General features: G+C 64.9%; 19 protein-coding genes. 1 reads left to right on the top strand and 18 read right to left on the bottom strand.

The genetic code is table 11. From position 1 onward, the window contains the following. Positions 1–2: 2 nt before the first annotated feature. Positions 3–806 (top strand): alpha/beta fold hydrolase, encoded by an 804-nt coding sequence (locus WKW80_RS19815; protein ID WP_340365287.1) that lies wholly within the window; start codon positions 3–5, stop codon positions 804–806. Positions 807–1,146: 340 nt separating this feature from the next. On the opposite strand, the gene WKW80_RS19810 is transcribed toward WKW80_RS19815, so the two are convergent. The 18 genes from WKW80_RS19810 to WKW80_RS19725 all read right to left on the bottom strand — a co-directional run bounded on the left by WKW80_RS19810 (position 1,147) and on the right by WKW80_RS19725 (position 23,234). Then, on the bottom strand, positions 1,147–1,788 hold the full coding sequence (locus WKW80_RS19810; protein ID WP_340365286.1) for a hypothetical protein: 642 nt from the start codon (positions 1,786–1,788) through the stop codon (positions 1,147–1,149). Continuing rightward, a complete protein-coding gene (locus WKW80_RS19805; RefSeq protein ID WP_340365285.1) occupies positions 1,785–2,876 on the bottom strand; it encodes a type VI secretion system protein TssA in 1,092 nt (363 codons plus the stop codon). The genes WKW80_RS19810 and WKW80_RS19805 overlap by 4 nt, the downstream gene beginning before the upstream one ends. Before the next feature lie 114 nt (positions 2,877–2,990). Next, a complete protein-coding gene (gene tssG, locus WKW80_RS19800; protein WP_340365284.1) occupies positions 2,991–4,139 on the bottom strand; it encodes a type VI secretion system baseplate subunit TssG in 1,149 nt (382 codons plus the stop codon). Further along, entirely contained in the window at positions 4,139–6,019 is a 1,881-nt protein-coding gene (gene tssF / locus WKW80_RS19795; RefSeq protein WP_340365283.1) for a type VI secretion system baseplate subunit TssF, read from the bottom strand. The genes tssG and tssF overlap by 1 nt, the downstream gene beginning before the upstream one ends. Before the next feature lie 45 nt (positions 6,020–6,064). Then, positions 6,065–6,562, bottom strand: coding sequence for a type VI secretion system baseplate subunit TssE (tssE, locus tag WKW80_RS19790; protein ID WP_340365323.1), 498 nt, complete (start codon positions 6,560–6,562; stop codon positions 6,065–6,067). A gap of 136 nt (positions 6,563–6,698) precedes the next feature. Beyond that, positions 6,699–7,454: a type VI secretion system accessory protein TagJ gene (locus WKW80_RS19785; RefSeq protein ID WP_340365282.1), complete on the bottom strand. Its 756-nt coding sequence runs from the start codon at positions 7,452–7,454 to the stop codon at positions 6,699–6,701. Between the two features lie 303 nt (positions 7,455–7,757). Beyond that, on the bottom strand, positions 7,758–8,507 hold the full coding sequence (locus tag WKW80_RS19780; protein ID WP_340365281.1) for a TagK domain-containing protein: 750 nt from the start codon (positions 8,505–8,507) through the stop codon (positions 7,758–7,760). 31 nt (positions 8,508–8,538) lie between these two features. After that, on the bottom strand, positions 8,539–12,849 hold the full coding sequence (gene tssM, locus WKW80_RS19775; protein WP_340365280.1) for a type VI secretion system membrane subunit TssM: 4,311 nt from the start codon (positions 12,847–12,849) through the stop codon (positions 8,539–8,541). Positions 12,850–12,940: 91 nt separating this feature from the next. Then, the gene (tssL, locus tag WKW80_RS19770; protein ID WP_340365279.1) at positions 12,941–14,302 is read right to left on the bottom strand and encodes a type VI secretion system protein TssL, long form; all 1,362 of its coding nucleotides are present in this window, start codon (positions 14,300–14,302) and stop codon (positions 12,941–12,943) included. Positions 14,303–14,619: 317 nt separating this feature from the next. After that, positions 14,620–14,898 carry a PAAR domain-containing protein gene (locus tag WKW80_RS19765; protein WP_340365278.1) on the bottom strand — a complete coding sequence of 93 codons (279 nt, stop codon included), beginning with the start codon at positions 14,896–14,898 and terminating at the stop codon, positions 14,620–14,622. A 44-nt stretch (positions 14,899–14,942) separates the two neighbouring features. Continuing rightward, the gene (locus tag WKW80_RS19760) at positions 14,943–16,304 is read right to left on the bottom strand and encodes a hypothetical protein (protein ID WP_340365277.1); all 1,362 of its coding nucleotides are present in this window, start codon (positions 16,302–16,304) and stop codon (positions 14,943–14,945) included. Next, positions 16,301–18,358, bottom strand: a complete 2,058-nt coding sequence (locus WKW80_RS19755) for a T6SS effector phospholipase Tle3 domain-containing protein (RefSeq protein WP_422822928.1) — start codon at positions 18,356–18,358, stop codon at positions 16,301–16,303. The genes WKW80_RS19760 and WKW80_RS19755 overlap by 4 nt, the downstream gene beginning before the upstream one ends. 58 nt (positions 18,359–18,416) lie before the next feature. Next, positions 18,417–19,112 carry a T6SS immunity protein Tli3 family protein gene (locus WKW80_RS19750; protein ID WP_340365275.1) on the bottom strand — a complete coding sequence of 232 codons (696 nt, stop codon included), beginning with the start codon at positions 19,110–19,112 and terminating at the stop codon, positions 18,417–18,419. Between the two features lie 37 nt (positions 19,113–19,149). Further along, entirely contained in the window at positions 19,150–20,541 is a 1,392-nt protein-coding gene (locus tag WKW80_RS19745) for a T6SS effector phospholipase Tle3 domain-containing protein (RefSeq protein WP_340365274.1), read from the bottom strand. Positions 20,542–20,543: 2 nt separating this feature from the next. Next, positions 20,544–21,239 (bottom strand): T6SS immunity protein Tli3 family protein, encoded by a 696-nt coding sequence (locus WKW80_RS19740; RefSeq protein ID WP_340365273.1) that lies wholly within the window; start codon positions 21,237–21,239, stop codon positions 20,544–20,546. Between the two features lie 292 nt (positions 21,240–21,531). Next, positions 21,532–22,236 carry a T6SS immunity protein Tli3 family protein gene (locus WKW80_RS19735; RefSeq protein WP_340365272.1) on the bottom strand — a complete coding sequence of 235 codons (705 nt, stop codon included), beginning with the start codon at positions 22,234–22,236 and terminating at the stop codon, positions 21,532–21,534. Positions 22,237–22,272: 36 nt separating this feature from the next. Then, positions 22,273–22,527: a hypothetical protein gene (locus WKW80_RS19730; RefSeq protein WP_340365271.1), complete on the bottom strand. Its 255-nt coding sequence runs from the start codon at positions 22,525–22,527 to the stop codon at positions 22,273–22,275. Positions 22,528–22,529: 2 nt separating this feature from the next. Next, on the bottom strand, positions 22,530–23,234 hold the full coding sequence (locus tag WKW80_RS19725) for a T6SS immunity protein Tli3 family protein (RefSeq protein ID WP_340365270.1): 705 nt from the start codon (positions 23,232–23,234) through the stop codon (positions 22,530–22,532). Positions 23,235–23,264: the final 30 nt, after the last annotated feature.

Genomic DNA, 23,264 nt, shown 5'->3' with positions numbered 1-23,264 from the left:
CAGTGCCACCCATCATCTTCTCGCACGGCAACAGCTTTCCGGCGAGCACCTATCGCGTCGTGCTCGACAGCCTGCGCAACCGCGGCTTCGAAGTCGAGGCCATAGAAAAGTTCGGGCACGACCCGAAGTACCCCGTTACCGACAACTGGCCGCACCTGGTGCAGCAACTGGCCGATTTCGCCAAGGCGAAGGTCGACAAGGCAGGTGGCCCCGTGTTCCTGGTCGGCCATTCGCTCGGAGGATTCCTGAGCCTGATGTGCGCCGCCGAGAACCCGGCGCTGGCAAGGGGCGTGGTGCTGCTGGACTCACCGCTGATCGGCGGCTGGCGCGCCGACACGCTCAGCCTGGTGAAACTCTCGCCATTCATGAAGCAGATGTCGCCCAGCACGGTGAGCCGCAAGCGCAGGAACACATGGGCGCACCGCGACGAGGTGTTCGAGCATTTCCGTAGCAAGAAGGCGTTTGCGAAGTGGGACGAGCAGGTGCTGCACGACTACATCGACCACGGCACGCTGGAATCGGACGACGCGCTCACATTGAGTTTTGACCGCGACGTCGAGACCGCGATCTACGACACCATCCCGCACAATCTCAGCGCTCTGCTGCGGCGTCATCCCATCAAATGCCCGGTCGCTTTCATCGGCGGGCGCCAGTCGCGCGAGATGAAGGCAGCCGGCATGCTGATGACCGAACAGGTCACGCGCGGTCGCATCATGATGCTGGACGGCACGCACCTGTTCCCGATGGAAAAACCGATCGCCACCGCGGCGGCGGTCGAGGCTTCGCTGCGCAACCTGCTCGGCTGAAGCCGTGGGTTGAAACACCCCCGATGCGCCTGCGGCGCCTCCCCCTCCGGGGGCGCACCCAGCGGCCCGACAAAGCCGGTTCCGCGGGGGAAATGGACCACCCCCGAAGCGCCTGCGGCGCCTCCCCCTCCAGGGGGCGCACCCAGCGGCCCGGCGAAGCCGGTTCCGCGGGGGAAATGGACCACCCCCGAAGCGCCTGCGGCGCCTCCCCCTCCAGGGGGCGCACCCAGCGGCCCGGCGAAGCCGGTTCCGCGGGTGCCCACGAACAGACTTCGCAGTGCGCGTCCTGGGTTCATGCGTCGCGGTCACGCGAAAACGTGGTGGAAAACTGAGTGCAACGCTAGAGATCGCTCAGGCGCGGCTTCTTCGGCGACGGCAGTGGTCGCCTTCGCGGCCTGGCCGTGGACGGCAGTTCGGGCGGCAAGGCGTCGAGTTCTTCGTCGCTGAGTTCAAGCTCGGGCGGATCGGGTTCATGCAGGGGGTGCGGTCGCGGCAGTGGTGTGTGCATCGGTTCGGGCGGGCGGCTCGAATCGCTGGGTGACGGTGGCGCCCCGGTGGTCGGCGACCAATGCGGCGGCACCGGTGGTTCGACCCGTGTGGACGGCGTGCTGTTGCCGGATTGCGTTGCCAGTGCCTGAAGCAACCCACGCAACTCGTTCGCGCGGCGTTGGTCCTGGTCGGCTTGCCATCTGCGTTGCTCGTGCGTTCGAGCCTCATCGCACGCGGCCTGTCGCCGGGCCAGAAAATCGAGTTCGACCAGAAGGGCCTGTTGCACCAGTTGCGCGATACGTGCCACATCGATGGCCGCTTTCGAGGAGTGCGGCGCGGGTTCATCGTGGTTGGCTTGCGTTCTTCCCAGCGCCTGGAACTGCGCCGCGAATTGCGCCCGGATGCGGCGCGACATCACCGAGATGCCCATCAAGGCGCCGAGCAACCCCACGGCAAAGCTGCCGATCAAAAGATAGGCGACAGATGGATTCATACCGGCGCCTCCTCCAATCCGCCCTCTCCTTCGGACTCCCACTTCTGCAGGAGGTCGAGTGGAATCGAATGCGCCACTTGGAAAAAGCGCTTGCCCACCATGCGCTCGGCCTGTTTGAGCAGCACGGCTACGGGGCTGCTGGGTTCGCGAATTTCGAACCACTCTCGCGCGGCGCGGATGCTGTGCAAGACGTCGTTGCGCGTGGCCGCGCCGACCAGGGGCAGCGATGGCAGCGCTTGCACCGATGACATCGATGATGGGGAGGACGGCGACGACGGCGATGACGGCGATGGCAGCGACGGCAGTGAGCGGGTCGGCGCATGGCGAGCTTCAAACATGGAACCGGGCTCTCCTTGCGGTGCTTCATGCATCGGAGACGTCTCGGTCGCGGCCTCGCGCAGCGGCTCAGGCGCGACGAACAGATCCAGCAGGCGGACGAGTCCTTGCAGCGAAGGCGCATCGTCGCCAAGGTGGCGCCTGCTCCAGCCATCGATCGCGCGGGCATGCCGGGCGGCTTGCGCAAGCAGGCTCACGGGCGCGCCGGCGTCGTCGGCACCGGCGCGCAACGCGTCGAGTTGCCGGCCCACGGATTCGGGCTTCTGAGAGTCAACCGGGCGCGGCACGGCAAACGCGCGCTCCACCTCGCGCACGGTCAGTCGCAAGGCAGTACTGGAGGCCACGACGATGTCGCGCACGTCGTTCAGCAAGCCTTCGGGATCGGCCAGCCCGGCCAGAGCATTCGCTCGCACGTCAGGATCGATCTGGCCTTCGATGACGAGTTGCGGATGGATGGCTTCGGGCCATGCCTCAAGCACATCCGCCAGCATGGCGAGCGCTTGCGCAAGCCCGGCGGACTGCCCGAGCCGCGCACGGGCACGACAGAGCCATGCGAACAGGTTGATGTCCTTCGTGCGCAGCAGGAGCCGCCGGCAGTCGCGCTCGATCTCGGCCCAGTTGGGCGCCTCGGGCGTGCCGACGAAGTCGCCGTACTGGGCCTCGCCACGCGGCGTCATGCGCGACAGCAGGATCGCGTATTCGGCGTCGTATTCGAGGCTGGCACCACACGGCGCATCTGTGCTGATCGGCAACAACCAATCGGGAATGCCATTCGGGGAATGAGCAGATGGAGCAGATGGAGCAGATGGAGCAGATGGAGCAGATGGAGCAGGCTGGAGCATGAACGGATATCTAAGTGAATTGACTCAATGGACGGCAGCGGCACGGTGGTGCGCGCCGATGTACTGCTCGGGCTCGAACACGAGGCCGACGGAGTAGTCGAGCGCGGCCGCTCGCCGGTTGGCAGCGATGCCCAGGCCCGCGCCTTCCGAGCCGCCCAGCCAGGTCGACCAACCCAGCCTTTCCCTGTCTTCAAGCCGCGCCGGCGGGGTGCTGTCATTGCGCACGCGCAGTTCGACCTCCCATACGAATTCGTAGCCGACGAAGCCGCGCACCCACTCGACGAGCATGGGCAGGTCCTTGCCTCGTGGGGTGAAGCGCAGGTATTGGTCGAGGCTCAAGGGGCCGAGCACGAGGCGAAACTTGTTCTGCCGGTCGGCGACGACTTCGCCGGCGATGGCACCCGCGCCCATGACGCTGGAAGTGCGGGGAGTTCCAAGATGCGTCTGGTCTTCATCGTCGATGCGGATCCAATGCATCACGAACTCCTCAAGCTGAACAGGAACCGTGAAGAAGCGCGCCAGCGTGGCAGCGAGCCCGTCGGGGTTGCGCGCCTCGCGGCCGAGGTGCGTCGAGGCCGCAAGACGCGCATGCGAGGGCAGTACCGAGTCGCGGATCTCCATCGGATCGTGGCCGGTGAGGCGAGCGATGTAGCGGCTGAAGGTCTCGTCGTCCGCGCGATCGAGGCCCGCGGCCGACTGGCTTTGTGCCCACGCGCGGTACATGTGCGTGAGGTAGCGGTGATGAAAGATGTCGAGAAAGTCGGCGAGCGTGCTGTCGTTGTAGTTCTCCTTGCGGTCGCGCACCAGCTCGGTGTAGTGCAGCGGCAGCGGACCGTTGGGGCCGAGCAGGCCGAGCCCGTAGAGCCGAATCTTCGGCAATGCGGGGTTGTTGCCCGTGCGCACTCGAGAAGCGCCCGCTTCCACCGGAAGCGCAGCCTCGACAGGCAGCACCACCTCGGCGATTTCGCGCGGCGCGAACGACAGCGCGGCGGTCTGCCCAAGCCTGAATGGTTCCTGTTGCGGACGACTCGCCAGCCCGATGCGCGGCAGGTCCGAATGGAAAGCACCGAAGCGGCGCATCAGCACGGTGAAGCTGAATTTCCACGGCTCGCGGCGCAATCGAAGCAGCAGCTCGTGCAGGCCGAACACCGCCGGGTCGCGATCGCGCCGCATCAGACGATGCCCCGTCCGCCCATGCGCACCGGCCAGCGCGCGACGCTACCGCGCTGCATGGATTCGAGCACGGTCTGCGTGAAGACGTTGATGCTGACGTGACGCGCGAGGTAGTGCTCGAGTACCAGTCCGAAGAGGTAAGGGCTGGTGCCCGAGAAGCCCTCCTCATCCACGCTCAAGGTGCAGCGCACGCCGCGCCCGTAGATCAACGGACCCGTGCCCGGCAGCCGGCGCGTCACCGGCTCGATGCGCGATCCCACGAGGCTCTCGATCTGGCGGCGCTGCACGTCGTTGTCGGTCGTCACGAACAGGCGCAGCATGTCGCGCAACGCCTGCGCACCCTCGCGGTGCGGCATGTCGGCCAGCGGCAAGTGGTTGAAGCCGATCTGTCGAATCAGCCGCCAGGCGTTTTCGCGTTGCGCGAAGGGCGACTTGGGCGTGCTCGGCGGGCGGATGAGACCCACACCGGTCACCGGTATCGATTCGGCAATCGCCAGGTCGGTCTTCCCGTTGCGCGGCACCAGGCAAGGCAGATCGCGATTGGTCAGCAGCGCCGTGACCGACAGGTAGTGGATGGCATCGGGATAAGGCGCCTCGTTCTGGTCCACCAGCGACACGAAAACCTCGGTCCCGATGTAAGGCGTGCGCGTGCCGTACTTGCGCGAAGTGTCGGATGCCAGCCGTGGCTCGCGCCGCACCGAGAAGTAGCGGCCGTAGTTGCCCTCGTCTTCGTTGAGCGTCTGGTAGAGCGGCCGGAAGTCCACTGGCGCAGTGGTCTGCGACTGTTGCCCCGCGATCAGCTTGACCGAATAGACCTCGAAGTCGAGCGGCCGCGACCGGTCGGGCACCAGGTGGAACTCCGGCTGCGCGGTGTCGATCTCGATGCGGTCGGTGCGCTTCTCGAACAGGTTGACCACCGGCGTGCAGAACAACGCGAATTGCCCTGCATCGACCAGGCTGCCGAGCGCTCCGGGCGGCCGGGTCAGCAGGATCAGCACTTCGGCCTCCTTGCCCTCCACGCGCGACAGGCCGGGCGCCAGTTGCGTGAGCGTGAAGAAGTAGAAGCGCTCCGGGCACGCGAAATATTCGTGCAGCAGGTTGTGGCCGTGGAAGGTGTTCCATTCCAGCGGCAACAAGCCCTGGCCCGGCTCCATCCCTTCGTGGACGAGAGCACCTTCGGTCACCACGTGCGGCCGATGCATCAGCTTGCCCGGCTCGCCGGTGAAGGTGGCGACCGCCGAGGTGTGCAGCAGCTCGAACAGATGCGAAGCCACCTGCTCGTTGCCGCTGAGGTACACCGGCAGGCGGTCGAGCCCCGCCAGCGCATTGAAGTTCAGCTCGCCGACCATGCGCAGCCGCAGCCGCAACGCGCCCGTCACTTGCACATGCGGTGGCACATAACGTTCGAGCGCCGGAATATCCGGCGGCGCGCCGGTCAGCTTTGCATCGACGATCTCGATCGGCCATAGCGTGACGTCCTGGCTGGAGCGAAATTCGCACGGTGTCTGCTCACCCGCCGGCACCTTCGCGTGGAAGGCGGTATTGCGCGGCACCACGAAGCCGCGCTTGAAATCCCCCTCCTGCACGCTCGGGTCGAGCCGCGCCACCGCCATCGACGGCGTCGGGCTCAGGTAGTTGGGATACAGCACCTCCAGCAGCCGTTGCGTGAAGCGCGGAAACTCCGCGTCCAGCTTGATCTGCATGCGTGCCGACAGGAAGCTGAACGACTCGATCAGTCGCTCCACATACGGATCGTCGACCTCCACGCCATGCATGCCGAGGCGCCGTGCGATCTTGGGATGCGAGGCGGCGAACTCGCCCGCCATCTCGCGCATGTAGATCAGCTCTTTGTTGTAGTAGTCGAGGAGTTGGGGGTCCATCAGATGTCTTTGAGAGGAAGGCAGGAACGAGAAGGCGCCCGCAGCTCAGCGGGTCGCGCGCCTCGGGCTGCGCGATGCGTGGGAGATGCTCATGCGACTGGTTTCGAGGTCGACCGAGCTCTGCACCGTGAGCTCGAGCGGATAGGGCTTGAGATTGATCATGGCGCGAATCTCGAACAGCAGCACGTTGTACTGGTCGTGAACGCCATCCTTCATCAACGGCAGCACCGTCACCGTGTCGGGCAACAGCCGCGGCTCGTAGTCCGCGATGGCGCGGCGGATGATGCGTTCGATGTCTTCCCACTTGCGCGTCGACAGATAGCTGCCTGCCAGCGAACGCACGCCGAAATTCACCGTCGACGAGGCTGCCTCGGGGTAGCGCCTGCGGTCGATCAGGTCTTCGACGTTCGTCGTGTTGAGAAGAAGGGCCAGGTCGCGCTGGATGATGTCGCGCATCTGGCTGGGTGTTGCGGTGTACTCGGAAGGCGACTCGCTTGCGCGGCTCGGCGCCTCGTCGCGAAGGCGGTCGAACAGCGTGGGCATCAGTTGCGCATTCGCACGCGCCACGCGCTCGTCGGCCGGGCGTGGGGAGCGGGTGCCAGGGTGCACCGGGTGTGCGCGATGCATGCCGCTCGCATTCCCACTGCCGCCGGTGGTCAGCACATCTTCGGGGGAAGCGTCAGGCTGCGGCATGGCCATCTCCTTGAACAGCGGCATCGCGCGGGTCCGCCGGCGCGCCAATGAATTCGCAGCGCCGGACGTCGAGCAGCGCCATGTCGCCCGCGTCGGTGGTCCACATCTTCTGGCCACGCGCGACAACGCCGGTGCGGCCGACATCGGACCACACTGTTTCGCGCGCCATCAGCAGCGCGTCGCGATCGCCCGCGCCCACGGGATAGCGCATTGGCATGTAGCTTTTGAGCGGCATGCCATCGCGCAACACCAGATCGACCTGCGCCCACACCAAGTCAAGCAGCCGCGAAGGCGCGGACTTTGTGATCGAGGCCAGGTCGTCAAAGGCCACCCAGCGATAGGCGCCCGCCAGGACCACCTCGCACACCGGGCCCAGCCGGGTATCGGAATCGGTGATCCAGGCAAAGGAATGGAGATCGCTGGCGCCTGCCGTGTCCGGCGCCTGTGACAACGCCGACTCGCGCGCGAGGTCAGCGGACTCGATGGCCGCCTCGTCACCTGCAGCGGCCAGCCGCAGCGCCTCGCCGAGCTGCGCCATCCATGCGGGCGACTGCGTCTCGGTTGCCGTCAACGTCGCCGCGTCGATGCGCCCCGATAGCACTTCGACGCGCTGGCGCTCCGCACGGATCAGGCCCCGCATCACATGCGCCGTGCTCTCGTTGTCGCGAGACAGGCCGGCCCACGTTTGCAGTTGCTTGAGCGCGCGTTCCCATTGACCAAGTACGCAGAGCAGTTCGAACAACAGCCAGCGCGCATTCGCCTCCTGGGGCTTGGCGCGTACGGAGGCTTCGGCGCGAGAGAGTGATTCGGCAATGGACTTGGCGTGGGACCATGCTCGGAAGGACAGGGAGGGGCCTGGGGCGCTGGTCAAAGGAGACGGTGGGTTCATTGAAGGTTGGGGAAAAATGCCGACGAGTGCGAGCGGCCAGCAATCCGGGAGATGCCCGGTGGCGGCCAGGAGAACGAGAGCCTTCGTTGCGGAGGAATCGCGATCGAGAGCCTGGATCCGGCCGAATCAGGAGAGCCATGCGCGGCCATGCCATGTTCATGGCTTCCACCGGCTCGTTGACCCGGCGTTCCGCCCTGGCTCCAGTTCTGCGTCGGACTCCTTGTCGGCTGGTCGCCCGTGCGTCATCGGCATATGGCTGTCCGGCGAGAGCGCGTGGTGTTCGCGCCGGGTAAGGCTCGGGAGGGCGAGTTGGGTGCCAAGCACCGGTTCCGGCGCAAACAGCTGCAACGGCTCCGGCGGTGCCTTGCCGGCGAGCGGCATCGGCTGGTCCAGCGTCACGAAGCCGTCGAAAAGCTTGTCGATGTTGTCGCGCGGCCGCAGGATATCGCGCAGCATGGGGTACTTCTCCCCATCCCGGCTCAGCTCTTCCAGGCTGGGTCCGCCCGGAGCCTCTGGCGCAGACGCGCCTTCCCAATCGGCGGCACCAGTGAGCTGGGCCTGGTCGCGCACGACGCGAGTGAACTCCGCGTGCAGGTCGTCGAACAACGCGCGAACCGACTGCTGCCGCTCGGTGGAATCTCCAGCCAGTAGCTCCGCTGCCGCCACATCTGAGGTGGCATCCGCAAGACTCGCGACATTCAAGGCCGCAGCGGCCGCCCGTGGCGGCTGCTCGCCAAGCAAGTCGGCAAGCGGGCCCGCCCCCGGGCGCGACCTCGCCCCGGCGATGTCGAGCACGCCGAACGGATCGTCCAACGCTTGTGCCTGTTGCCGGTCGCCAAGATGAGCGAGTTCGCGCAGATCGAAGTCCGCATCCGGCGCTTCGGACGCTGCAGGGGTGTCGTTCATGTCTCGATGCTCCAAGGATCTGTCCACCGCCTCAGGCAAAGCGCCCCGGGCAGCGAAAGCCCTTGAGCACATCGCTGTTGAGCGGATTCGGCTGGCTGCCGGAGTTGATGTCGAGCAGCGCCTTGCGCCCGTCGAACTGGAACTCGACGCTCATGCGCCCCGGCGTGGCAGAGCTGACGATGCGCCCCTTCTCGAGCAGCCGGAACAGTGCCCAGGGCCCATTGGCCTGCAACGTCGAAGTCGGGCCGGAGATGCGCGGATTGGCCGTCAGTTCGGCCGTCGAGCCGCCGCGCGGACCGGGCCAGCTCACCGGGAAGGCTTGCACCGGGCCGTGGACATAGCGCTGACCCTGCCCGTCGATGTCGATGATCAGGTCGGTGATGGTGGGTTCGAGTTCCATCACCTTCAGGTCCATCTTCCAGGCGAACTTCTTGCCGGCCGCGTCGCGAAAGAACACTTCGCGGATCTGCCGTGCACGGTAGAACGCATCCAGGTTGGGGCCGCTCTGCGCGAGCAGCTTCAACAGCTCTCCGAGCAGCGTCGGTCCCGTCGTCACAGGCTGCGGCGCGGTGCCATTGGCCCCGCCTTCGCCGCCCACCACCGCGCCCGCCATGTCGGGGTTCTTGTAGCGCCACGGATGCACGCTCATATCGACGAACGGCGCCAGGTATTTGGTGAAGAATTCGTCCGCCGCGCCGCCGGCGGCGAACACTTGTGAGAAGTCCTCGATCGAGACATCCTCGGCCACGGCCGCGAGCGGGTAGCGCCCTTCGACACCGCGGCGGCAAGGCTCGCTGACCTGCGTTGCCATCAGGCCCATGATGCGGTCGAGTTGCGCCTGCGCCTGCTTGCGCAGGATGCCGGCCGAGCCTTCGGCCACCTTGCCGCCGCCACTGTCGGCCAGCGCCGTCAGCACCTCCCGAAAAGGCGCCGGCAGCTTGCCGGCCTCCAGTTTCATGCGGGCGCCGACTGCGGCACCACCTGGCGGAAGACTGCCGGCCGAGAGCGCCGTATCGGCCACCACCAGCGTCGTGTAGAACTCGTTGATCAGGCCCGAGATGGCTTCGAGCCCGGGCTTCGCATTGCTGGCGCCGACGCCCGAACTCAACGCAATGTCAGGTTGCCCCGTGACCACTTCGCGCAGTGCGGCGAAGCGGTTGTCGACGATCTCCCGCTCCAACCGCTCTTCGGCGCGAATGCCGAAGTTCTTGCCGATCTCCCGCGTCTGCTTGTCGAATTCGTCAGTGGCCTTGTCGAAGAATCCCTTGTCCTGCTGCGCGCGCGTGACGAGCGATCGCGAAAGCGTCGTCTCGCGCGCTGCCGCACGCGCGAGCCGCGACAGCGGTGAATCGGGCGCGGCGAACTGGCGCAGCACGCTCAAGTCGAAACCCAGGCTGGTGCCGGTGACGTCGCTGCTGCCGACCGTGCGGATCGAATCGAGGAAGGACTCCCATGCTTGCGCGTACTCGCTGAGGTACTGGCGCCGGACGTCTTCCTGCAGGGCGTTGCTGCGCAGCTTTTCATCCGCTTCGTCCAGTGCTTTCCTGGGCAGGCTGTCCAATGCAAAGGCGCTCTTGCCCCGCCCCATGACCCAGGCGTCGTCATCCAGTGCCCGCGCCACGAATTCAGGCAGGCGTTTGCCGAACAGTTCGTGATAGCCGTCGTAGGTGAACAGGCCGGGCACTCCCTTTTCGAGCGGCTGGCCACCGGCGCGCGAGAACACCGTGCCCGCCTGCGGCCCCACGGCGCGCACCAGAGTGAACTCCTGCGGCGCCTGCTGTAGCAGGGCCGCCTTGGCGCGCTCATAGATGCGCTGCGTCGACGTGTTGCTGTTCAGGAAGCCCTGCACCTCGCGCACCAGCGCCTCATTCGGCAGCGAGGCCGACTGCACTGGGCGCACTCCCGAGAACAGGGCCTGCACGTGGCCGACCATCGATGCCCGGCCACCGAATGCAGCGGCGCTTTCGGTGGTCTCCCAGTCCCTGAGCACCCACTCGCGCACGTCGCGCGCGCCGCCGTTCATGTAGCGGTCCTTGTCGTGCAGCAGCTTGTAGACGCGCAGGGTTTCGTAGGCGGTCTTCGCATCCTGGTCGCGCACGCTCTGCGCCAGCACGGCTTCCATGCGCTGCAGGATGGCGGGCAGCAGCATATGGTCCTGCAATTGGGCATAGGTCCGGGATGAAGTCTCGAGCACCGGCGGCACGCTGTACAGCCCGTAGAGAAAGCCGACCGGCGGGTTGTCGACGTCCAGGCCCGGATAGCCCGGCAGCTCGCGTGCGCCGTTAAGCACGTCGGGCACGCCGGTCGGCTTGAAGCCGGCGAACAGGGTACGCACCCGGCCGATAAGCGCCTCGCTGCGTTGGCCCACAGTGGCTAGGTAATCCTTGTTGTGGCCGAAGCTCAGCGTTAACGCGCCGGCCAGCCACAGGAAAACCACCACCGCGAGCGCAGGGCCCAGCAGACGGATCAGGCGGAAGCGGAACTCCCAGCGCAGATTGGGCCGCACCAGGTGGGCCTCGGGGATGATCACCTTGGTCAGCAGGTCTTGCAGGAAGAAGCCCTGCTTGCCACGGCCGGCATCTGTGCCGATTGGTGCCGGGGCATCGGAGGCGTCGGCGGCAGGCGCGGCGACAGCAGAGGCTGACGCTGGCGTCGCGGTGGACGGCACGTCGGTGGACAGGGAACCCGCGCCGGCCTTGGTCTGCTCGCCTGATTTGGTTGCTGCTGCTGCTGCTGCGGCGGCGGCTGCGGCTGCGGCTGCGGCGGCGGCTGCGGCTGCGGCTGCGGCTGCGGCTGCGGTTGCGGTTGCGGTTGCGGTTGCGGTTGCGGCTGCGGCTGCCGCTACTTCTGCTCCCTTCTTCCTTCCGAACGCGGCCGCCCCGTCAGCCACGGCCAAGCCACGCCACAAGCGCTGCATCAACGTGTCTTTGTCGGCCGGGATCGGCACTCGAGCCTGCGCACCGCTTGTGAAGTAGACGCCGCGCAGCGTGTTGTGCAGTTGCGTGGTGTCGAAGCGCGAATCCAGGAAGATTTCGTCGATCACCTGCACCAGCGGGCCAATCAAGCCTGGTAGTTCCTGAGGCAAGCCCAACAGCAGATGGCGGCGCTCGAGGTCGTACTCTTCGGCCAACCGTGCACGCACCCCGGCATTCAACCGACCTCGAAGCAGACCGAATTCGGTGCCCAACTGCGCGCGCAGTGCCTCACGGTTGGCTGCTATGTCGACCGCCGAGGTGCGTTGTTTGCCTTTCAGGCCTTCGTAGGGCACGGTGAAGCCCCAGGGCTGGGTGCGCCCTTCGCTGGTGAGCGACTGGAAGTATTCCGAGAAGCCACTCAGCAGGTCCGTCTTGGTGACGATCACATACACCGGGAAGCGAATGCCCAGTTCCTGCCGCAACTCCGCCAGGCGGTCGCGCACCGCGCCGGCGTGATGCAGGCGATCCGCATCCTTCATTCCCAACAGCTCGGCCGTATTCAGCGCCACGATCGCGCCGTTGATCGGCGCGCGCGTGCGGTGCTTGCGCAGCAGGCCAAGGAGGCCGTGCCACTCTGTGGCGGCGTCGCTGTCCTGCTCGGTGTAGCGACCCGCGGTGTCGATCAGCACCGCCTCATTGCTCAGCCACCAGTCGCAGTGCGTCGTGCCGCCAGCAGTGCTGGCGGCCATGTTTCTGGAAGCGCCGACCATCCTGCGCGCCAACGGAAACTGCAGCCCGGAGTTCAACACCACGGTCGTCTTGCCGGCATCGGGACTGCCGACGATCATGTACCACGGCAAGTCATACAGGTAGCGCTTGCCTTCGAAGACCCGGCGCAGACCGCCACTGCCCCGCAGATTCATGAGCTGGGCCACGGCCACCTGCACCGAAGCAGTCACGTTCTTGAGTTTCCCCTTGGACTCGCGCCTTTGCTTGTCTTTTTCGGTCCTGGCTGCAAAGAGATTGACGAGCGTGTCCGGGTCTTCCTTGATGGCTTGCCAGAGCTTGTTCAGCCAATAGGCTGCGCAGATCAGCACGAGGCCGCCGATCACCGTCGCGCGCACCCACACAGGTTCGAGCGGCCGCGCCGCGCCGAACGAAAGCACCGGCCCGGCATGCCATGTCAGCAAACACAGGGCTGCCACACCAGCCAGGCTGATCGGCCCGGGGGCGAGCCACAGGATCGCGCAGACCAACAGCAGCACCATCAGGCTGATGCGCACTCCCACCGCGGCCAGCGGCCGCAGCCCGTCCATCGCAAGCAAAGGGCCGATGAACCAGATCGCCAGCCCCAACACCACCAGGCCAATGAAGGCCAGCATGGCCCGGGAAAAAACAAAACCGAGAAATGAATTGAGAAATTGCATGAAAACTTTCCGGGCGCTTCAACCGACCATCTTGTCGACGTGGGTGGCGCGGTCGCCCAACACGATCACTCTTCTGCTCATGGGTTGTTCCTCAATCGATCTGCACGGCGGAGCGGCGGCTTGACAAGGATGTGGGCGAATCGCGCTGCGTCACCACGATGTCCACCCGGCGATTGCGCGCGCGCCCCGCGGCAGTGGCGTTGTCGGCCAGCGGCTCGGCGTCGCCCTTGCCTTCCACCTGGACCCGATCGGACGCCACGCCGCTGCTCTTCAGCACCTCCGCCACGGCGGCAGCACGGCTCTCGCTCAGCGCCTGGTTGTCGGGGAACTGGCGTGTCTTGATGGGCCGGTTGTCGGAGTGGCCCGTGACGCGCACGGCGCCCGAGACCTCATTGATCTCGTTGGCGACCTTGGCGATGGTGGACAGGATCTTGGCATTGACCCGTGCCTGGCCGGGCACGAACATGTCATCGCCCCTGAAGCTGACCGCGCTGTGCTCGGCGTCTTCTTCCACGCTCACGCTGCCGAGCGCGATCTCGGGCGCGAGAAGTTCCTTCAGCCGCAGCGACTTGTGCGCGACCGCCGGCGGCGGCTGCATCGCACCGATGGCGCGAATGCTCGCCTCCACCTCGGCGCTGGCCTGCACGAGCTGGTACTTGTACCAGGAGTACTGCCCCAGCAAGACCAGGCCCAACACCGAGACCGTGACCCACACCGGCACGGTGTACAGCAGCTTGAACCTGCCGGCGGCAACACCCTTCCAATGTGGAGAAAGCGCGCGCGGCACCTCGCCTCGCGCGGCCGAGACGATGTCGTAGAGGCGATGGCGAATGGCGTCGTGTTGGCGCCTGCCATTGGCGGGCGAACGGTAGCGGCCTTCGAAGCCCAGGGACAGGATGAAGAACAGCAAGTCGAGCAGATCGATGTGCTCCTGCGGCGAAACGGCCAGCCGTCCGATCAGCAGAAAGACTTTGTCTCCACCATGGCTGTCGTCATGGAACGCCTGGGCCAGTTGCCGTTTGGCCCATGTGCCCGTGTTGCGGTCCACTCCACCGCCCCAAGCAGTGCGGTTGACCGCTTCGTCGACGGCGGTGCACAACGCATAGCTGGCCGCTACCGCGTGCTCGTGCTTGATCTGCGCGTCGCTGCAAATCGCCTGGAAGGTAGTGACCTCGCGCATCAGCAAACGATGAAGGACATCGATCCCTTCGTCGGAGAGTTCCTTGGGCAGCTCGCCCAGCACGCGAAGCAGGGGGTAGGCGGCTTCGAGCAGCGGGTTTTCGGCGGCCTTGACGGCGGCCAGGCGTGCAGCCTGGGGCGGCTCGGGGGCCAGTTGGACCGCCTTGGGCACTGTCTCCGGCGACGCATGTGCGCCAGGAGGCTTGCCATTGCCGCCTTGCCGAGCTGTTTCACCGCCGATCACGGGCGAGCCGAGTTCTACATTCATGTTCATTGGAAATCAGCGCAGAGAGGACGGGATGGATAGGAATGAAGAGAAGCTGATCAGGACGAGACCCACGTAGGCATTGCCACCGCTTTGCTCCGCGATGCCGGCTGGCGCATCGCTTGTGTCTTTGCGCGATTTATCGTGGTCGAGAATGACTGCTGTGGAGTTGCTGCCCGAGACGGAGGCCCGTGCAGATCCAGGTCCAGGAGGCGTCACGAATACCTCTCTCGCCCGGCTGCGCCTGACGCTGCCTGCCCTCACGGACAGAGATTTATCTCTCATACCTGACTACCTCCCTCTTTGTTGTTGCGGCTCAACGCCGTTCAGCCGATGCTTCCATGCCCGCTCGCGATCAAGGTGCAGCCGCACTCGGTGCGGTGCCCTTCCAGGGCGATCGGACGCCCGTTCAGCATCGTTGTCACGTCGGCCTCGATGATCCGGTTGATGCCATGCGGGACTCCGCCCGGGTAGCGTACCGGGCAGTCCACCAGATCGCCGAGGCGGGCAATCGGACGGCCATCGATAACGTCGATCTCCGAGCCCGTGATGACGACGCCGTCGTGGCTGGTCCTGTCGCCGACCAGGATGATTCCTCTAACCATGGGGTGACTCCTTGGAGGCTGGATCACGTCGCGGGCGAAGCGCTTCAGGTCGCTTCATAGGGACGCTTCTTGAACAGGGCACGATAGGCTGCGGTCATGGGTTGCAGCGCCAGGACGGTCGCGCCATCGTTGCGCCGGGCGCCGATCACCAGCGCAGTGGCGCCGGTTTCCCAGGCGGCCAGACTCGCCAGGCCCAGGCCCACAAAGGCGCTCGCCGCGCCGGTGTCTCCCAGTCTTTCGCACAAGTCGTAGCCGACCTTCACGTTGAACAGATCGCAGGCCGGCAGCGCGGCCTTCACGGCCTGTACCAGCAACGCCTTGCGCTGCTCCCGGCCCTCGCCGGTGCCGGTATCGAACAGGATGCGCGCGGGCACCTTGCCTTGAAGCAAGACATCCACGGCAGCGCGAATGGAGGCCGTCAGACGCTCGACCCGGGACTGCGCCGGCAGCAGTTTCTGGTCGCCACCCAGATAGCTCGCCAATTGCGGCCGATAGACCCAGGCCAGCACCGGCATCCCGTCGTACTGCGCCACCTGCACCTTGCTCCAAGGTTCGGGCACGTGCGCCGTCTTGATGGACGACGTGGGCGAAGGGAAGATGTACTGAGCGGTGTGGACCCTCCCGCCCGTCAGCCCTCCGAACGCATGTGCGGTGCGGGCGCTGCTGCCGTTGGCCAATCGCGTCACACGGCTCGCATCGTGGACGTGCATCGACAGCTCGCGCAACCACTCGGCGGAAGCCGACCGCGCCAGCAGCAAGGCGCAAAAGCAGTCGCTCCAGTCACTGGCGGCCTTGCCGCGGGAGAGGATCGACTCCAGCGGCTCGTTGCGCTCGTTCTGCCAGCTGTCGAGTTCCGAACGGATCGCGTAGCCTTCTTCGGCCCACAGCAGCAGGCTGTTGAGGTCATCCGCCTGATCGAAGGAATCGAAGATCTGGTGCCACAAGAAGTCATTGTTCGTAGTGACCTGGACGGGGGTCCTTTGAACGATGTCGTGAAACGGCATGCCGGCGCCACAGCGCAAGGCGCGGCGCAGCCGGGCATTGTGTGCACCGGCCCAGCCTCCCAACGTGCTGGTGTCACGAGGCGTCGATGGCGCGAAGGCCATGGTCGGCAGGGGGTAGCTCTCGACGAACTCCGCCGGTGCGTCGCCATCGGCTGGCCAGTGGCGCAGCGCTCCCCTGAGCGCCGCCGCGCGGAACAGTTCGGCCTGCGCCCGGCATCGCGCCAGCGAGCCGGCCGGGGCCGGCGGCGGAATCCGGCCGCCTGCGGCCCGTTCGACCTGCGCCCAGAGCGTGTGCGCGGGATGCTGGTCAAGGCTCAGTCCGGCACCGATCACGCCCAGCAGCGCGGTCGACGTGGCCTGGCCTGGCATCCAGGGGCTGTAGCGGGCGCGACGCTCGCTCATCGCGTGCCTTCAGGCTGACCGAGGCCGGCGGGCGACGGGCGAGGGTCGTCGGCCATGGCCGAGGTGGTCTTGTCGATGCCGGGGGGCACGTCGCCGATCTTCTCGGTCAACTCGCCGCTGAAGTAGTACGGATCGCTGTTCTTCCAGTCCGCCAGATCGAGCAGGTAGTTCCAATACCTTTCATCGCCCCATGCGTAGCCTTGGCCGACGGTGATGTCGTAGCTGAGGACGCGCTCAACCGGAAAGCCGTTGTCGCCTGAATATCGAAGAATCTGCGCATGGTTGGTTGGCGACACCACGCGCTGCCCCACCGCGTCACGCCTGCGCTGCTCGACCACTTCCCAGGTCTCGAAGCGCTTGTACTTGAAACCGTTGTTGTCTACGACAGTGATCTCCCGGCGCTCCATGAATTCCACGTCTTCCTTGAAGTCCTCCTTCTGTTCCTGATTGGCGGCGACAGGCTTGCCGTCCGCGTCGACACCGGCTTCGCCGTCGTAGCGCACTGCGGGCAGGTCGAAGTCCGGCCCGAGTTCCGCCGGCACCGGCACCAACGGTGCGTTGATGGTGACGTACTCGCTTTGGCCGCCGTCGCCGCGCGGGCTGACGTCGCCGTGGGCGGACAGCAGTTTCAGTATTTTTTCCGAAGGAATGAACCACTGCCTGTTGGGACTTCCGCCGTCGAGGTAGTGCCAGTTCTCGTTGGCGGTCTGCAGTGCGACGCCATCGCTGGTGGTCCAGGCGGGGCCGTCGAAGTTCTCTCCGGAGACGACCGGTTTGCGGTCCATCTGCGTGTAGAAGTAGGCCTGCCGGTAGCCGGTCCGGTCACCGACGACGAACGGTTGCTCCTTGCTGCCGCGCGCGAACATGCGCTGCATGACGTTGTTGCCTAGCTTGCCGAAGTACCGGGGCGGTATGCCGCGCCAGCCGATGCCCTCGACGGCCGACACGCCGATCACGCGGTCGCTCGGGTTGAAGTTGACGAAGAGCTTGCCGCGGTTGTCGCGGTCGTGCAGTGGGATGCTCCACCACTTGAGGTTGTCCTTGCCGATGTCGCCAGCACCGATTTCGGCCTTCCACTTGGGGTTGTCCGATGGCTGGTGGACAAAGATCTTGTCGTCGTACTTGTGCCGGTGCACGGGCTGGTGGGTGCACTCGGCCTTGGGGGCGGGGACGTAGCTGAACTTGTCCTTGGCCTTTTGCATGATCTCGGCGGCCTTGGCGAAGGTGTTGACCCGCGCCTCTTCGCTCTGCACGTCCCTGGCGCCGCCAGCGGCTGTCAGGAAGTCGGTGACCTTGGTGTCGAAGTGATAGGGCGAGCTGTTGAGGATGACGGTGTCGGGGCCGCGCACGCCGTCCTTGTCGAGGTAGAACAGCGCGCACAGCGCGACCATGGTGCCCTGGCTGTGGGCGACGATGTTGATGGGTTCATTGGGCAGGTCGCCTCGGATGGTCTTGACCAAGTGCGCGAGGCGGCGTGCCGCGTGGGCGTAGTGGCGGCGGTCGGGGCAGTCGAACAGGTGGCGGCCCAGGAAGGGGTTGAGCCAGTCGAGGCTGACGATGTCGTGGAGGATCTTCTTCTTGAAGCCACCCTCCTGCCAGAAGGGCAGCAGGCTGCCGGTGCCGTTCTGGAAGGGGCCGCCGCCCCAGGTGCCGTCCTTGCGCAAGGGGTTGCCGTGCTCGTCGCACAGGGCACCCATGCTGCCGTCGGGGTGGCACTCGATGCCGGTGCCCAGGACGACCAGCCGCTTCTCGGGTGGAACGCTGTAGCCCCAGTAGAAGGGGATGATGGGGGAGCGGTAGCGGTTGCCGTCCTTGTCTCTTCGGCGGAATCGATATTTGTTGTCCGGGTCGACCACGAGGGGACGTAGATCACCTCTTCCGAGCCTCTTGCCCAAACCAGTAGCAAACTGATCTGCCGCATCGCGGTACCACTCCCCTTCAGAATTACCCCATGCACAAAGATGATCGTGCCGGGCATCAGGTGCGGTATGCCGATGGTGTGGGTGCGGACAGGATTCTCCCTGTCGATGCCGGTCATGACGCCTTGGACCCATTGGCACTTGCCTTGATCTGGATGGACGGGCGTGAGTTGGCTGAGATCGTCGCTCATGGTTATTCCTTCCCTTTCGCGCTGCAGTGGAACTTTGTGTCCAGGGGAGCTTTGCGAAGAGGTGGAGCGAATTTCTGCATGTATTTCCAATCGCGCATCTCAAATCTGTCTCCGGAAAGGTCAAGGCTGTTGACGAGTCGATCTTGATCAATCTCGTAGGCGATGGAGCCGCTTACGCTCATTCCATCTGAAGGAGACAGTGCGTCTGCCCGTTTCCAAGTCCTCCCCGCATCCGTCGAATACGGCAGGCGCGCTCCCCCGCAGCCGCCTCCACCAGACGAACAGTCGGTGTTGCCCTGCGTGACGGGCGCAATCAGATACTGGTCGTTGGCTGCATCGATGATGAAGTCGGTTCTCAAGTTGTAGCCCGGCTTCCAGTCATAGATGAAACTGTGAATGCCCTTTGCCTTGTCGGTGTAGTACAGGTCGGCGAAATAGCACGCCCCCTCGGTCTTGGGAACGATCTCGAAGTACCTGTTCTCATCGATCCGATAGGCCACCTGTGGCGCTGCAACCTTCTGAGCACCTCCCGATGAGGGTGGTATCCACTCAGGCCGTCCGCGTAGGTCGGCACTGCCCGCAGGCCGTAGCTCCGGCACGCCCGGATACGGCCCACCCATGCCGCCCAGGCCGCAGCCAGCAAGAAGAATGCTGCTTGCCGTCAGTGCGAGGACTGCGGCGGTTCGTGTGAATTTCATCTTGTTCCTTCCCTGATCTTTTCTATGCGCCGTTTTGTCAACGAAGCTGTTTGTGTCGAGGCACAGCAGCACATCGACGCGCCAATCGGCAACCCCTGGGCGATCGGATCTGCGCCGCACAGGCTTGCCGGTAGCCGGTCCGGTCACCGACGACGAACGGTTGCTCCTTGCTGCCACGCACGAACATGCGCTGCATGACGTTGTTGCCGAGCTTGCCGAAGTACCGGGGCGGTATGCCGCGCCAGCCGATGCCCTCGACGGCCGACACGCCGATCACGCGGTCGCTCGGGTTGAAGTTGACGAAGAGCTTGCCGCGGTTGTCGCGGTCGTGCAGTGGGATGCTCCACCACTTGAGGTTGTCCTTGCCGATGTCGCCGGCACCGATTTCGGCCTTCCACTTGGGGTTGTCCGATGGCTGGTGGACAAAGATCTTGTCGTCGTACTTGTGCCGGTGCACGGGCTGGTGGGTGCATTCGGCTTTGGGGGCAGGGACGTAGCTGAACTTGTCCTTGGCCTTTTGCATGATCTCGGCGGCCTTGGCGAAGGTGTTGACCCGCGCCTCTTCGCTCTGCACGTCCCTGGCGCCGCCGGCGGCTGTCAGGAAGTCGGTGACCTTGGTGTCGAAGTGATAGGGCGAGCTGTTGAGGATGACGGTGTCGGGGCCGCGCACGCCGTCCTTGTCGAGGTAGAACAGCGCGCACAGCGCGACCATGGTGCCCTGGCTGTGGGCGACGATGTTGATGGGTTCGTTGGGCAGGTCGCCTCGGATGGTCTTGACCAGGTGCGCGAGGCGGCGCGCGGCGTGGGCGTAGTAGCGGCGGTCGGGGCAGTCGAACAGGTGGCGTCCCAGGAAGGGGTTGAGCCAGTCGAGGCTGACGATGTCGTGGAGGATCTTCTTCTTGAAGCCACCCTCCTGCCAGAAGGGCAGCAGGCTGCCGGTGCCGTTCTGGAAGGGGCCGCCGCCCCAGGTGCCGTCCTTGCGCAAGGGGTTGCCGTGCTCGTCGCACAGGGCGCCCATGCTGCCGTCGGGGTGGCACTCGATGCCGGTGCCCAGGACAACCAGCCGCTTCTCGGGTGGGACGCTGTAGCCCCAGTAGAAGGGGAGGATGGGGGAGCGGGCGCGCGCGCCTCTGGTGTTTTTTCCGTTGAAGCGCTTATCTGCCCTCACGTACACCGCCGCCTCCAGATCATCGCGCCCGAGGCGGGTTTTCAGACCCTCGGCGAATTGCTTCGCTGCCTCTTCGTACCACTCCCCTTCAGAATTGACTCCGTGCACAAAGATGATGGTGCCTGGCATCAGATGGGGGATACCGACGGTATGCGTGCGAACAGGATTGTTCCTATCGATGCCAGTCATCACGCCTTGGACCCATTGGCACTTGCCTTGATCTGGATGGACGGGCGTGAGTTGGCTGAGTTCGTCGCTCACGGTTATTCCTTCCCTTTGTCGGTGCAGTGGAACTTGGTGTCGAGGGGGGACTTGACGGGATTGGGAAAGGCGCTGAGCTGCCCGTCCTTCCAAGCACTCATGCCGCCGGCAAGCTCTTGCATGTAGGCCCATGCCGCAGAGTTGTAGACCTTGTCGCCGCTCATGTAGACCGCGTAGCCCCCGGAATACCTGGGAGTCGCCCGCTTCCAAGTCCTCCCCGCATCCGTCGAATACGGCAGGCGCGCTCCGCCGCAACCGCCTCCGCCAGATGAACAGTCGGTGTTGCCGCGCGTCACGGGGCCGCTCAGGTATTCGTCGTTCGCCGCGTCGATGATGAAGTTGGCCCCCATCGAAGCCCCATCCATGTTCACCACATAGCTGCGAATGCCCCGCGCCTTGTCGACGTAGTGGATCGGACTGCCGTTCTCGCAGAATCGTCCGGCCTCCGAGGCATCTTCGAAATACCTGTTCTCATCGATACGGTACAAAACCCGGGGCGCTGCTACCTCACGCGGCCGACCCGATCCCCCATCCGCCGGCGGTATCCACTCAGGCCGTCCGCGTGTGTCGTACTTGGATGCGGACTGCAACTCCGGCATGCCGGGATACGGTCCCCCCATGCCGCCCAGGCCGCAGCCAGCAAGAAGAATGCTGCTTGCCGTCAGTGCGAGGACTGCGGCGGGTCGCGTGTATTTCATCTTGTTCCTTCCCTGATCTTTCTGTGCACCGTTTATCAACGAAGCTGTCTGTGTCGAGGTGCAGCAGCACGTCTACGCGCCAATCGGCAACCCCTGGCGATCGGATCTGCGCCGCATAGGCCATTGACTCCGTGCACATAGATGATGGTGCCGCGCATCAGATGCGGGATGCCCACGGTATACGTGCTAACAGGGTTGTCGCGGTCGATGCCGGCCATGACGCCTTGGACCCATTGGCACCTACCTTGGTCTGGATGGACGGGCGTGAGTTGGCCGAGTTCGTCGCTCATGGCTATTCCTTCGCTTTGGTGGTGCAGTGGAACTTGGAGTCGAGGGGGGGCCTGCGGAGAGGCGGCAACTCATTGCCACCGACTAGGTAATACTGCTTCCACGCTTCGTCTCCGATGGATGCTTCAGAGAGCTTTACCCGCTGGCCGGCGTAGAACAGGCTGTCGCCAATCAGATAGATCTCATAGCCGCTTGTTAGTGGCGGGCTCGCTCGTTTCCAAGTTCGGCCCGCATCTGTCGAGTACGGCATTCGAATGCCTCCACAATTGCCTCCACCGGACGAACAGTCGGTATTGCCCCTCGTCGCAGGGCCGATCAGGTATTCGTCGTTCGCCGCGTCGATGATGAAGTTGGCCCCCATCGAAGCCCCATCCACGTTCACCACATAGCTGCGAATGCCTCGGGCCTTGTCGACGTAGTAGATCGGACTGCCGTTCTCGCAGAATCGTCCGGCCTCCGAGGCATCTTCGAAATACCTGTTCTCATCGATACGGTACAAAACCCGGGGCGCTGCTACCTCACGCGGCCGACCCGATCCCCCATCCGCCGGCGGTATCCACTCAGGCCGTCCGCGTGCGTCGTACTTGGGTGCGGACTGCAACTCCGGCATGCCGGGATACGGTCCCCCCATGCCGCCCAGGCCGCAGCCAGCAAGAAGAATGCTGCCTGCCGTCAGTGCGAGGACTGCGGCGGTTCGTGTGAATTTCATCTTGTTCCTTCCCTGATCTTTTCTGTGCACCGTTTGTCAACGAAGCTGTCTGTGTCGAGGCACAGCAGCACGTCTACGCGCCAATCGGCAACCCCTGGCGATCGGATCTGCGCCGCACAGGCCATTGACTTCGTGCACAAAGATGATGGTGCCGAGCATCAGATGCGGGATGCCCACGGTATGCGTGCTAACAGGGTTGTCGCGGTCGATGCCGGTCATGACGCCTTGGACCCATTGGCACCTACCTTGGTCTGGATGGACGGGCGTGAGTTGGCTGAGTTCGTCGCTCATGGCTATTCCTTCCCGTTAGTGGTACAGCGAAACTTGGTGTCGAGTGGGGGCTTGCGTGGCACGAAAGTGAAGTTCGGCAAATACACCCACTCGGCTTTGGCGAGATTGGCCTGGGACAGATCAAGGCTACTAACGAGCTTGCGGTTGCCAGTCGAATAGGCAAGAGAGCCGCTTATGCTCACCGGATCCGAGGGGGACAGCGCTCCCACTCTTTTCCAAGTCCTCCCCGCATCCGTCGAGTACGGCAAGCGCGCTCCCCCGCAGCCACCTCCACCAGACGAACAGTCGGTGTTGCCGCGCGTCACGGGGCCGATCAGGTATTCGTCGTTCGCCGCGTCGATGATGAAGTTGGCCCCCATCGAAGCCCCATCCATGTTCACTACGTAGCTGCGGATGCCTCGGGCCTTGTCGACGTAGTGGATCGGACTGCCGTTCTCGCAGAATCGTCCGGCCTCCGAGGCATCTTCGAAATACCTGTTCTCATCGATACGGTACAAAACCCGGGGCGGTGCTACCTCACGCGGCCGACCCGATCCCCCATCCGCCGGCGGTATCCACTCAGGCCGTCCGCGTGCTTCGTACTTGGGTGCGGACTGCAACTCCGGCATGCCGGGATACGGTCCGCCCATGCCGCCCAGGCTGCAGCCAGCAAGAAGAATGCTGCCTGCCGTCAGTGCGAGGACTGCGGCGGGGCGTGTGTATTTCATTTGTTTGTTCCCTGCAAACGGTCTGCGCTC

The sequence above is a fragment of the Variovorax humicola genome, assembly GCF_037889915.1.
Taxonomy (GTDB): Bacteria; Pseudomonadota; Gammaproteobacteria; order Burkholderiales; family Burkholderiaceae_C; genus Variovorax; species Variovorax humicola.
The sequence above is the reverse complement of the archived record's forward strand: the minus strand, read 5'-3'. Positions and strand labels throughout refer to the sequence as shown.